Annotated in this window: 7 protein-coding genes and 1 tRNA gene; 7 read left to right on the top strand and 1 reads right to left on the bottom strand. The window is 32.9% G+C overall.

The genetic code is table 11. The features are described 5' to 3' along the window. The first annotated feature begins 208 nt into the window (after nucleotides 1-208). The 6 genes from JNG87_RS21630 (at nucleotide 209) to JNG87_RS00920 (ending at nucleotide 11,038) form a co-directional block, all read left to right on the top strand. On the top strand, nucleotides 209-937 hold the full coding sequence (locus JNG87_RS21630) for a hypothetical protein (RefSeq protein ID WP_227942830.1): 729 nt from the start codon (nucleotides 209-211) through the stop codon (nucleotides 935-937). Next, on the top strand, nucleotides 934-1,803 hold the full coding sequence (locus JNG87_RS21625) for a T9SS type A sorting domain-containing protein (protein WP_238349645.1): 870 nt from the start codon (nucleotides 934-936) through the stop codon (nucleotides 1,801-1,803). Before JNG87_RS21630 ends, JNG87_RS21625 begins: the two co-directional genes overlap by 4 nt. Before the next feature lie 3 nt (nucleotides 1,804-1,806). Next, nucleotides 1,807-5,379, top strand: a complete 3,573-nt coding sequence (locus JNG87_RS00935; protein WP_202841181.1) for a DUF5977 domain-containing protein — start codon at nucleotides 1,807-1,809, stop codon at nucleotides 5,377-5,379. Nucleotides 5,380-5,384: 5 nt separating this feature from the next. Continuing rightward, entirely contained in the window at nucleotides 5,385-8,987 is a 3,603-nt protein-coding gene (locus JNG87_RS00930) for a DUF6443 domain-containing protein (RefSeq protein WP_202841179.1), read from the top strand. A gap of 541 nt (nucleotides 8,988-9,528) precedes the next feature. After that, complete coding sequence (locus JNG87_RS00925; protein WP_202841178.1) at nucleotides 9,529-10,512, top strand: RHS repeat-associated core domain-containing protein; 984 nt, start codon at nucleotides 9,529-9,531, stop codon at nucleotides 10,510-10,512. A 4-nt stretch (nucleotides 10,513-10,516) separates the two neighbouring features. Then, nucleotides 10,517-11,038 carry a hypothetical protein gene (locus JNG87_RS00920; protein ID WP_202841177.1) on the top strand — a complete coding sequence of 174 codons (522 nt, stop codon included), beginning with the start codon at nucleotides 10,517-10,519 and terminating at the stop codon, nucleotides 11,036-11,038. Nucleotides 11,039-11,408: 370 nt separating this feature from the next. Here JNG87_RS00920 and JNG87_RS00915 read toward each other — a convergent pair. Then, nucleotides 11,409-11,479, bottom strand: a tRNA-Gln gene (locus JNG87_RS00915). A 362-nt stretch (nucleotides 11,480-11,841) separates the two neighbouring features. Here JNG87_RS00915 and der point away from each other — a divergent pair. Continuing rightward, the gene (gene der, locus JNG87_RS00910) at nucleotides 11,842-13,152 is read left to right on the top strand and encodes a ribosome biogenesis GTPase Der (RefSeq protein WP_110008006.1); all 1,311 of its coding nucleotides are present in this window, start codon (nucleotides 11,842-11,844) and stop codon (nucleotides 13,150-13,152) included. Nucleotides 13,153-13,264 lie beyond the last annotated feature (112 nt).

The following is a 13,264-nucleotide window of genomic DNA, read 5'->3' as shown; positions in this document are numbered from 1 at the left end:
TGTAATGCGACAAGTATTGTCGCTTTGCTGGTATATCTTTGCTTTATTAAAGAAAGTTAATCAATTTTCTTTGGGATAAACTTTAAAAATTTTAATTTTGTAAGCATTAAAAAACATGACCATGAAACAATAATTACACTCGATAATTTGTGTATTTCTATGTACACAATACATCAATCAATATTTACTTAACATTAATAACACAAGTATGAAAAAACTCTACATGTGTGCATTGTCTTTATGCACTATTACGGACATATTTGCCCAAGAGGTACTTTGGCAGAAAGATATAAAGTCCTCAGCTCAGGATTTTTTAAGCCAGATTACTACAACAATTGACGGACAGTATCTGATCACGGGAAGCAGTATTCAGACCGATAAGCTTAGGCAGAACAGCAAGCAGAACAACGGTTACGATTTCCATCTGATAAAATTAAACCAGCAGGGAGAACAGGTTTTTGAAAAGTATTTTTCTGGAAACAATCACGACTATTTATCTTCAACGGTTACTACTCAGGACGGTGGTTTTCTGATCACAGGTTCATCATATTCAGGAAAAGGACTTGATAAAAAGGAAGATTCTAAAGGTGGCTCAGACATTTGGTTAATTAGAATCAATGAATTAGGTGACGAATTATGGCAGAAAACTTTAGGAAGCTCATCAGATGAAGAAGCAAGAGCTGTGATTCAGACTACAGATCAGGGATTCTTTGTTGCTGGAAGTGTACAAAACTCATCTAAAGGTCATGGCTCAAAAGATGTCCTGATCATTAGATTAGACAAAGACGGAAAAACACTATCTGAACAAACATTGGGAGGGCGTGGTTTAGATGAAGTCGAAAAGATAATCCCTACCAAAGATGGAGGAGCTTTACTGGGAATGTATTCGAGGAGTTCTGAAGTAAAGGCGGGAAGCGGGAAGCTGGAAGTGGTGTGAAGATCGACGCTTATTCCAAAGCCAGCAGCAACTTCGGTGAAGGTGACTATTGGATCGTAAAGCTTGATAAAAACGGAAAAATAGAATGGGAAAAGAACTTTGGAGGAAAAGGTGATGATCATATCAGAACACTGGCCTTAACTTCCAATGGATTTATCGTTGGCGGGGAATCCAGATCGGAAAGATCAGGAAACAAAACCGTCGGATTAGAGGAAGGAACAGATCTTTGGCTGATTTCTTTAAATGAAAGAGGAGATGAACAGTGGCAGAAGTCTTACAATTTTGGAAACCGTGATGTCCTGATGGGAATGAGTGGAATAAGCGGGAAGCAGGAAGATGGAAGCGGGAAGTCTAAAGGCATTCTGCTGGGGGGGTATACTCAGGCAGAAGGAAGAATAGAAACAGATGATGAAACGTTCTGGATGCTTTATCTCGACCAAAACGGAAATGAGCAGTGGAGAAAGCACGTCAAAGGAGAATCCAGAAAAAAGGAAGAAAGACTTTCTGATTTAAAGTTGAACAGAGACGGTTCTATTATTCTGGCAGGGACCAGTGCTGAAGAACTGGGAAAAGAAAACTGGAAGATTGTAAAGCTGGGAGATAGACAAGTAGATCAGCTGATTGAAAAATATGACATCAAAATTTATCCAAATCCTGTATCAGATTATGCCTACGTGGAAATTGGCTTTGATTTTAAGGATGCAAATATTCTACTGTATGATATGAGCGGAAGACAGTTACAGAGCCTGAAAACCAAGAATAAAGTAACAAAGATAAATACTCAGAATTTGATTCAGGGAGCGTATCTAGTGACTATAAAAACTGATACAAATAAAACGACAAATGCTAAATTGATTAAGAAATAATAAATGAAGAAAAATATAATATTAAGTTTTGTATTAGGAGCATTTTTTACTGTTCATGCTCAGAATAATCAAAATAAATACAGTGAATATTACTTTAAAAATTTTCCTAATTCTCCATCAACAGCAACATTTTTAAGATATGGAGATATTCAAAATTCAGAATATACAGGAACTAATAGTCCGCAAATTCCATTATTGACTGCTGAGTCGGGTGCAATTAAGATTCCTTTAGTTTTACGATATATTTCAGGAAATGGTATTAAAGTGGCTCAAGAGGCAGGATCAGTAGGACTGGGCTGGGATATAAATCTTCCCACTATTACGCAATCTATCTTAGGAGGTTATAGTGATTTTGATGATGTTGCTAAATATTTAGCACCTTTTACTCAATCAGCCAATCCTTTTAATAATTATTTTCCACACAGTGTTCAACCTCTTCCAGCAGGATTTGTTTCACAACCTACTAAAGATGCCTATTCTTATTATAAAACGATTGATGGCTTTTTGCCATTGAATGGGAATTTTGCAGATTTACATAATTCTGCCCCTTTCACAGTTGACACTGATACTTCTCCAGATATATTTACATGTAATTTATTTGGAGAAAAACTGGAATTCGTTATAAATAATTATCCTACAGGAATTACTAACCACACCTTTAATCCTATTTTTTATTGCTTAAACAAAAAGGGATATAAAATTTCTTACAGTGATAGTACATATTTTACAATTATTGATCCTACTGGAATCAAATACTATTTTGCAAAAGTTGAAGTTGTTAAAACACTCAACAGTGTAAGTAAGAATTATGTTATCACAAAAATAACAGATATAAACAATAATGATATTAATTTTACTTATAATGAATATTCAAATGTAAGAAATTTGCCCTTTGTTGGACAAAAGTTAAATTATACATATGGTAATCAAACGTATCATTACTCGTCATTGCCTTTAGACAATACACAAAATTTTTCATGGATAGGAGAATTTGATGAGCAATATCCTGGCTCATCTATGAACCCTCTTAGTAGTTCTCAAACTGTAGGATTCATGGCTCCACCAATAATTAATTGGTCAACTGAGCAAAATTATTTACTTATCAATAATATATCTGGAAATTTTGGAAAGGTTAATTTTTATTATTCTGATCGACTTGATTTTCCAACCCAAAAATTAGATAGAATTGAGGAACAGAATAATATAAATCAGGTTGTAAAAACTATTAATTTAAATTATGATTATTTCAATTCTCAAAATTCCATAACTTTAACACAACCGAACCAAATCTATACACAAGATAGGCTAACTAAGAGACTCAAACTTTTATCGGTAAAGATAAATAGTGACCTTTATACATTTGGCTATAATGAAACACTATTACCATCAAAGTCGTCAACAGGCGTAGATTATTGGGGATATTCAAATGGTGGTTTTAACAATAAAACCCTATTTTTAAATCCTAATGATTTTAGTTATCCTACTCCTGTACCTGTAGATAATAATTATAACAATAATTTTAAGCAAGCCAATATTAATTTTACTCAATCTGCTATTCTAACTAAAGTTTTTTATCCTACAAAAGGTTCTTCTTCTTTTGAATATGAGCTAAACAGTGCGTCCAATCTGTTTAATCAATATGATTATGGAAAACTAACCGTTGGCAATGGCTTGAGACTAGCTAGTCAAACTAATAGAGACATAAACAATCAGTTTATCGGAAAGACTGAATTTAAGTATTTTGATGGAATAACGACAAACCCTTTATTCTTATTTAATAAAAATACATATTCTACATTACAAATTAACAATAGTTCTCAATCAGCAGACTCACAATCATCGGGTATTATTTCTATGAGTTGTAATAATAATAATTCTTCTTCCCCTATATCTTCGGGAGATTATATTGGATATTCCAAAGTTATAAAAACAGAGAAAGATGCCCAAAACAATAATAATGGCTCTATTGAAACAAATTATTCAAATACATCTGATTCTCATTATTATTTGCAAAACGGAGTTATTCCTATTAGTATGCCATCCACCAAATCTACTAATTCAACAGAAAATGGTAAAGTACTAAGTGAAATTATTTATGATTCCTCAATGAATAAAGTTCAACAAACTGATAATATTTATTCGGAAATCTATTCCAATGTATACTATGGCACATCATTAAGTAGAAATTCAAGATCAGTTTGGAATGTAATTTCCTTTAATGGTGCTTTTGAAAGCCACCAGCATGGTGTAACAGTATTGGGTTATTATCCAATCTTTTCAAAAGAAAGTTTGTTATCAAAATCAATAAAAAAAGATTATTTAAATAATAAAATATTTACTACTGAGAGTAATTATTTATATAGTGGTTTAAATAATTTAAATAATAAAACTACAACCTTTCCTGATGGGGGAACTGAATCTATACAGATATCTTATGCTACTCCTGCTGATAATCAACGATTATTTAATGCAAATATAGTTTCTGTTCCTATTTCAAAGGTTATTTCCAAAGGGGGAGAAGATTATTCTCAATTTACCACAAAGTACGATAATGCCTCTCATTTAAATCCTACTTCAGTTGTCGAAACTAGTCAGGTTCAACCACCCAATTATACTGTTGAAAATAAAACAGTAATTAAATATACTAATTATGATAATAAAGGTAATTTATTAGAGTATACAAATACTGCTGGTGTTCCGACAACAATAGTATGGGGATATCACCAAACACTTCCTATTGCTAAAATAGAAGGAGCATTTTATGGTTCAATCAGCCAGTTTTTACAAGGAATTATTGATAAGTCCGATGCTGATATTGATGCCACAAGTGAACAAGATTTACTTAATGCTATTGATGGATTGAGAAAGAGACCCGAAATGAACGGTTATCAAATTACTTCCTACACTTATAATCCTTTGGTTGGTGTAACGAATATTATTCCTCCATCAGGAATCAGAGAACAATATCTTTATGATTCATCTAATCGTCTAAAGCAGATAATTGATGTAAATGGAAAAATTTTAAAAGAAAATGAATATAATTATGTACCTACTACTTTTTACAATTCATTACAAAGTAAACCTTTCACAAGAAATAATTGTGGATCAGGGGCAATAGGAGGTGTTTATAATTATATTGTTCCTGCTGGGCAGTATACTTCAATAATAGACCAGTCAGACGCAGATCAAAAAGCTCTAAATGACATTAATACAAACGGACAAAATGCTGCTAATTCAAATGGAATCTGTACTCCAATATATTGCTCACTTTCTTTTAACTCATCATTAGGTATTTCAGGAGGAGGCAGTGTTTCTGTTTCGCAAAACTCCTCTTATAAGCTATCTTTTGGATTTTCTTCTGGGTCAAATTCAGCCAATCTACCTTGGGCAACAACAGGTGTTAAGATTGCTACCATAACGGGGACGTGTAAACCAACAACAGACTTTCTCTCTTATAATGGACAAATATATTGTACTATTCAAACTAATGGTGATGTTATTTTAAAAACACATTCAGGAAATGCTCTTCCTAATAATACATCATATAATTATGAATTCTATTTCCCTATAAATTAATAACGATGAAAAAAATATTAATTCCAATAAGTACATTGTTTGTGACAAGTTTATTACATTCACAAACAATAACAGAAAATTATATCCAAACCCGAACCTATTTGGAAGAGGTAACTTCCTCCTCTACAACAGCCAAGCAAGCTCAAACAGTTCAGTATTTTGATGGATTAGGAAGACCTAAACAAATAATCAATGTAAAGGCAAGTCCACTTGGAAGAGATGTGGTGACTCCTATTGTTTATGATAATTTTGGAAGGCAGAGAAGAGATTATTTACCAATTCCGCAAACATCTACAAATAATGGATTAATATATACGCAAACTGAAGGTCATAATCCATATCCTATCATAGATCCAGCAAATATTTATGGTGGTGAAAAGATTTTTACTGAGAAACAATTGGAAGATTCTCCATTGAATAGAGTACTTAAACAAAGACAAGTTGGAAATTCTTGGGATAATAAACCGATTCAATTTGGTTATGATTTAAATATAGATGGTGAAGTGAAAAAATATACTGCATCTACAGTCTGGGCAAATAAGACAACAAGTTCTACTGTTAGCTTTTCTGGAAATTATGGACAGAATCTGCTATATAAAAATACTGTTACAGATGAGGATGGCAATATTTCTATAGAGTTCAAAAACGGAAGAGGACAAACAATTTTAGTTCGTAAAAATGATGGTACACAGAATGTAGACACATATTATGTTTATGACAGTTTTCAGAATTTGGTTTTCATAATCCCTCCCGTAGCTTCTTTAAATACAATATCTGTTAATACAGAAATTGATCAAACTTTACTAGATAATTATTGTTATCAATATCGTTATGATATTTGGGATCGATTAGTTGAAAAGAAGATTCCGAACAAAGGTTGGGAATACATGCTCTATGACAAACAAGATCGATTAGTTGCTACACGAGACACAGAGCTAAAAAACAAAGGACAGTGGATATATACAAAATATGATCAGTTTGGTAGAGTTGCGATTACAGGAATTGGAACTGGAGGGGAAAGGTATGAAGAACAGAATATTATTAATGGATATGCTTCCAACAATGTTAATAGAATAGATACTTCCTTTTTTGAAAGACAGGGAATGAATGTATATTATAACAATCCTGACACTACCTATCCCAATGCGAGTAAATGGGTTACCTTATTGTCTTTAAACTATTACGATTCTTATCCAGCATACAGCTTTAATCCTGCTTTTCCTTCAGCTATTCAGGGAGAACTTACACTACCTGACTTGCCTACTTCTGATGGAAGAAGCACCAAAAGTCTTCCTGTCATGAGTTTGGTTAAAAACATCGAAGATGATAATTGGACGAAAAATTACACTTATTATGATAAAAAAGGTAGAACTATTGGATCTTATTCTATCAATCACTTAGGAGGGCGTACAAAAACTGAATCTAAATTAGATTTTGCAGGAGTGGTTCAGCGGGCTATAACAACTCACAAAAGATTGGATACTGATACGGACAGAGTTATTACAGAAAATTTCACGTATGATCCTCAAAATAGATTATTGACTCACACCCATCAGGTCGACAGTAATTCTGTCGAATATCTGACTCAAAATACGTACAATGAACTTTCTCAGATTACCAATAAAAAAGTTGGAGGAATTATAGCTTCCAGCCCTTTGCAGGATATTACATATAACTATAATATCCGTGGATGGCTAGCCAAAATTAATGACCCCGCTAATCTTAACGGGAAACTGTTCGGGTATGAACTGAGATACAATAATCCTGTATCTTCAAATATAGCTCCAGGAAGATTTAACGGAAATATTGCAGAAATTGACTGGGCAAATTCACAAGATGGTATTTTGAAAAGATATAATTATGAATATGATAATTTAAACAGATTAAAAAATGCTTTCTATAAAGAACCGACTACAGGAAATTCGAACTATTATGATGAAAAGTTAACCTATTATTTAAATGGAAACATCAAAACATTGAAAAGATTTGCTCCCCTGGTATTTTCACCAACAACAACAATGATTGATGATCTCGAATATCAATACACAGGAAATCGTCTTGATAAAGTCATTGAAAATATACCAAATAGTACAGGTTATGAAGGTGGGAATAATTTGATTGATTATGACTCTAATGGAAGTATGATTAATATGAAGGATAAAGGAATCCAAAATATTTCTTATAATTACTTAAATTTGCCTAATAGCTTTGCTATCAGTCAAACAGATCCTTTTGGTACATCTATAAATTTCGGTTTAAGCTATTTATACCGCGCTGATGGAACAAAACTTCGTAAAACAAATACATCAGGCGGGGGTAGGGGTCAATCCACTTCTTATACATTTACTGATTATATAGATGGTTTCCAGTATAGTTTTTCAGAAACCGTACAGCCTTGTTTATGGTGTAGGACTAGTGTAGCTTATGAACAGGAAGCATTTAAAGATCCAATCCTTCTTGACCCTCCTCCTCTTGGTACTTTGGGTTGGTTATTAGATTTTGTGCCAACAACAGAAGGTTTTTATAGTTTTACTGAAAATCGTTATATTTACCAATACAGAGATCATTTAGGAAATGCAAGAGTAAGCTACGCTAAAAACAGTGAAGGAAATCTAGAAATTACAGATGTAAATAACTATTATGCTTTTGGGGCAAACCATATAGGCGGAGCTAAATCTAATTTAGGAGGATATAAAGGTTATAAGTATAATAGCAAGGAAATTCAGGAATTTGGAATGTATGATTATGGAGCGAGATTCTATATGGCAGATATTGGAAGATGGGGTGTAATTGACCCATTAGCCGAAAAATATACACTATGGTCACCATATAGTTTCAGTATTAATGATCCCATTAATCATACTGATCCAGATGGAATGGCTATTGTAGAAACAGCCTCAGGTACCTCTTACACGGAGGAACATGCACAAGCAGCATTCATGTTTTTAAAGAGTAGTTATTCTCCTAAAAAAGAATATCCTGATAACTACAAAGGCAGATTAGGAAAAGGAGATTGGAGAAAGTCTGATAGGGAAAACAATACCAATGTTTGGAAAAATGCTAATGAATATAATATTAAACAAGCTAATGGAAGTAAAGAGTATGCTGATTTAGATCAAAGAGCAGATTTTTATAGATGGTTTCAAACAGCCACAGAAAAAAAGGGCTTCCAAACTAGATGGGCTGGTGCTGCTGCTTCAACAGTGGACAATTTGAAAAATTTAATTGGGAGATATGATAATTTATTTGGCATTGACATTTCTAATACGGAAATTAGAGGATTTGTTAGAAGCGGAAATAAATTGATATTAGATCATATCTGGAGTAGCTTACAAGATTTATATAATGGACCCGTTTTAAAAGGGCAAAATGCTATCAATTGGGATGGACAAAATCTAATTAATGAACAGCATTTAATTCAGGCAGAATATAATAAACTTAGTCCTACTTCAGTTCAAATATTGAACAGTAATTTAAGTTGGTTTACCTCTTTTAAGGGAAGTGTTTTAAATTTAAATAATAGGTATTTCTACGGAATGAGTTCCATGGGATATACAGTAAAATGGGAAAAAGGCGCTAAAATTAATTCAAATGTTAAGACTAGATAAAAAAACAAATGGCATCATAGCAATAATTTCATTACTAATATTTGCTATTATATATTATTTTTTTGTTAAAAGCCAGAATCATAATATTTTCTATTTTTTGTTATTTTATGAAATAATAATACTGTTATTTTGTATTTATAGTTACAAGAAGTACAAAGCAATTATTTATTTAATTCTCACTATTTTACTTTTAACACATTTTATTGCGGTAATTTATGTTATTTTTAAGATAAAAGGAGCAGGTATTTTATCATAAATAATTATTCTAAGATAGAATGAAATAATATTCTATCATAAATATTGGCGTTATCCAAAACCATTGCAATTGCAATGGTTTTTTTATTTAAAATAATTTCATCTTAACTATCCAATTTAAATATTTTATTTGGTCAATAAAAGCAATGGTAGGTACCCACCTCGTTGCCGCACGATTGTATCGTGTGGCAGATAAATAAGAAAACCCAAGCTGCCGCACGAATCCTTTCGTGTGGTAGTATTTTAACAATTTTATCAATACAAAGATCACCTAGGAAATGTCTGTGTGAGCTTTGCAAAAAACAGCACAGGCGCTCTTGAAATCGTAGACGGTAATGATTATTATCCTTTTGGAATGAACCATCTGAAAACCGGTAATGCTTATTTTGGACAGAATAGTTTCAAAAAGTATAAGTACAACGGAAAGGAGTTGCAAGAGACGGGGATGTATGATTATGGAGCGAGATTCTATATGCCGGATATTGGGAGATGGGGTGTGGTTGACCCTCTTGCTGAAACTTCAAGAAGATTTTCTCCATATAACTATGCTTTTAATAATCCGATAAGATTTATCGATCCTGATGGAATGCAGGCAGAAGATAAGATTAAGATATTTAATGATGGTACTATAGAAAGAACAAAAGACAATAATGCTTATGATACAATTACTAATGAAGATGAATCCAAGTCTATACAAATTGCAAGAATAAACGTATCAGAATCAAATCCAACAGGAGATTCGCAGATAGGAGATGCTAAGACAGAAAACATTAAAACACAAGGTCATGATGGAGAAGCAGGATCATCTAGATATACCTACTTGCAAATACAAAATTATGATGTTGCAACCCAGTTTTTTGAATTTGCTGCTAGTAATACAAAAGTCGAATTTGGACAGGATAGATTAGGTTTTTCAGATGGTTTTTCTACAAATATTATAACTACCAATCATACAGCTAATTCGAGTTCTAGTATAGCTAAGACAATTGGTTATGTTAATGTAAGTCTACCAGGGTCAAGCTCTTCTCATTTTATAAATATGGCAACTATTCAAGAAAGGGTTCACTCTCATATACCAGGTTCAGAACCTGGTCCATCAGGATTTACTTCTTTTCTTAGAAATGGAACATGGGTAAGTGAATTATCACTACCTTTAGGTGATCGTGTAAAGTATGATAATATTAAAAATTCATATCAATATACGCCTAAGGTAGGCTATTTTAGATATAGTAATGAAGCATCTGTATATACAGGTAGAACAAAAAAATAAAAATATGAAAAGATTTTTCTTACTAATGTGCATTATAATTCTTTGTAGTTGTAAAAATAATTTTAACAGCCAAAAGAAAAATAACTTATATCAAAATATAGTTAAAACATATATTGAATATAGAAACTCAGAAAAGATTCTAAGTAAAGAGGAAAACATATTATTAATTGGAGCTAATACCAGTAAATATTATGAAAATAGCTATTGGGTGGATGTTACTTTTGTAAGTCCAATGTTATTGCAAGATGCAAAATACACTAAAGTCTATCAAATAGATGGTTATAAATTAGTTATAGATGAATCATCTAAAAAATCAAATATTTTAAAAAACTCTTTTAAAGAAACTAAATATAAAAATTTCAATTTAGCAAAAGAGCTAATAGATTACAATGTAAAAAATTGGCATATTATATTTAATTCTAAAAATGAAATTATTCGCATAACATCTCCATATCAAAAATCAAAAGAAATAAAAGAATTGCTTATGAGAAAAGGAATAAAATTTTCAAAGGACTACGAAGAGTAAAATTATATAGTAAATATGAGAGACTACCTTTGAGGCAGTCTCTCTTTATAGTAAGCTGTAAGTGCTACAAATATAATAGTAAAGAGTCGCAGTGAGACAGGTGCAAAACTTCACATGGTAGATATTGGTAGGTGGGTAGTAAAAGCCCCTGCTGTCGCGAGCGTCTCGCTCGTGTCCACGAATAACAAATAGCCCCAAGTTACCGCACGAATCCTTTCGTCTGGTGAAATAATAATAACCACTGCTATTTTTGCGGTAGTTTTTTGTTTATAAACAGGTTCAAATAATGCCGACAACCCGAGAATAAGATTTAACGCTTAATGGAATTTGTAAAAGAAAAAGAAAACCACCCTTGAAAAAGGATGGTTTGTAGACCCACAGGGATTCGAACCCCAGATGACTGAACCAAAATCAGTAGTGTTACCGCTACACCATGGGTCTGTTTCTATGCCGCGAAATTATAGAAATTATTTTAAATATGAAAATCTAAAGTAAAGATTAATTAACATAATTAGTAAGAAGATAGCTTTATGTATTGATATCCAAAGAATTATTTTTCAACAAAATTTTAAAAAAAATCTTCTTCTACCCATAAACAGTAGATTTGTGGATATATTGTTAGATTGAAAGAGTAGGGCTTACATTAATTTATCCGATGGATAATAACATCCAGCCTCCTTCTCCCAGCTTCAATCTGTTAAATAATAAAACCTTATCTTTGCAAAAAAATTGGGCTCCAAAAGTTGGAGTAACCCATTAATAACATATCCTGAGCAAAGCAAAAGGATTATTAAACATTTTTTATGTCAAATATTGTCGCAATCGTTGGACGTCCCAACGTAGGAAAATCCACGCTTTTTAATCGTTTATTAGAAAGAAGAGAAGCTATTGTAGATTCTACAGCTGGTGTTACCAGAGACCGTCACTACGGAAAATCAGACTGGAACGGAGTAGACTTTACGGTAATTGATACCGGAGGTTATGATGTAGGTACAGATGATATCTTTGAAGAAGAAATCCGTAAGCAGGTACAATTAGCGGTGGATGAAGCCACTTCTATTATCTTTATGATGAACGTAGAAGAAGGACTTACTGATACAGACCACGAAATTTACAGACTTCTCAGAAGATCCAACAAACCTATTTATATTGTTATCAATAAAGTAGATTCTTCCAAGGAAGAACTTCCTGCAACAGAATTCTATCAGTTAGGAATTGATAAATATTACACACTTTCTTCTGCTACAGGTTCAGGAACGGGGGATTTGTTAGATGATATCGTTAAAGATTTCCCTACTACAGAGTATAAAGATCCATTTGAAGGATTGCCTAAAATTACGATTGCAGGTCGTCCAAACGTAGGAAAGTCCACGATGACTAATGCTTTATTGGATGTTGAAAGAAATATTGTAACCGATATCGCAGGAACTACGAGAGATAGTATCCAGACTTTATACAACAAATTCGGACACGAATTTGTGTTGGTAGATACTGCAGGGATGAGAAGAAAGTCTAAGGTAAACGAAGACCTTGAATTCTACTCTGTAATGAGATCGATCCGTTCTATCGAATATTCTGACGTCGTGATCATCATGGTGGATGCTACACAGGGATGGGAATCTCAGGATATGAATATCTTCGGACTGGCTCAGAAAAACAGAAAAGGAATCGTAATCCTAGTGAATAAGTGGGATTTGATCGAGGATAAGCAGACCAATACGATGCGTGATTTTGAAAAATCAATCAAAGATAAAATTGGTCAGTTCCAAGATATTCCAATCTTATTCGTTTCAGCTTTAACGAAACAAAGAATTCTGAAGGCTGTAGAAGTAGCTATGCAGGTTTATGAAGACCGTAAGAAGAAAATTAAAACTTCAAAACTGAATGAAGTAATGCTTCCGATCTTCGAAAATACACCGCCGCCGGCATTGAAAGGAAAATATATCAAAATCAAATATTGTGTTCAGCTTCCTACACCGTCACCACAGTTTGTGTTTTTCTGCAACCTTCCACAGTATGTGAAAGAACCATATAAAAGATTTACTGAAAATCAGCTGAGAAAAGAATTCGGATTTACCGGAGTTCCGATTGAAGTGTATTTCAGACAAAAATAATAGAACAAATGTTCATCGGAAATCTCCGGCAAGCGAAGCTTGCCGGAGATTTTTATATCACCCAACCAGACTTTCTCTTCCAGCCCGATCTTTCAATTCGTTTTTTAGTTGT

The sequence above is a fragment of the Chryseobacterium cucumeris genome, from assembly GCF_016775705.1.
GTDB classification, from domain to species: domain Bacteria; phylum Bacteroidota; class Bacteroidia; order Flavobacteriales; family Weeksellaceae; genus Chryseobacterium; species Chryseobacterium cupriresistens.
The sequence above is the reverse complement of the archived record's forward strand: the minus strand, read 5'-3'. Positions and strand labels throughout refer to the sequence as shown.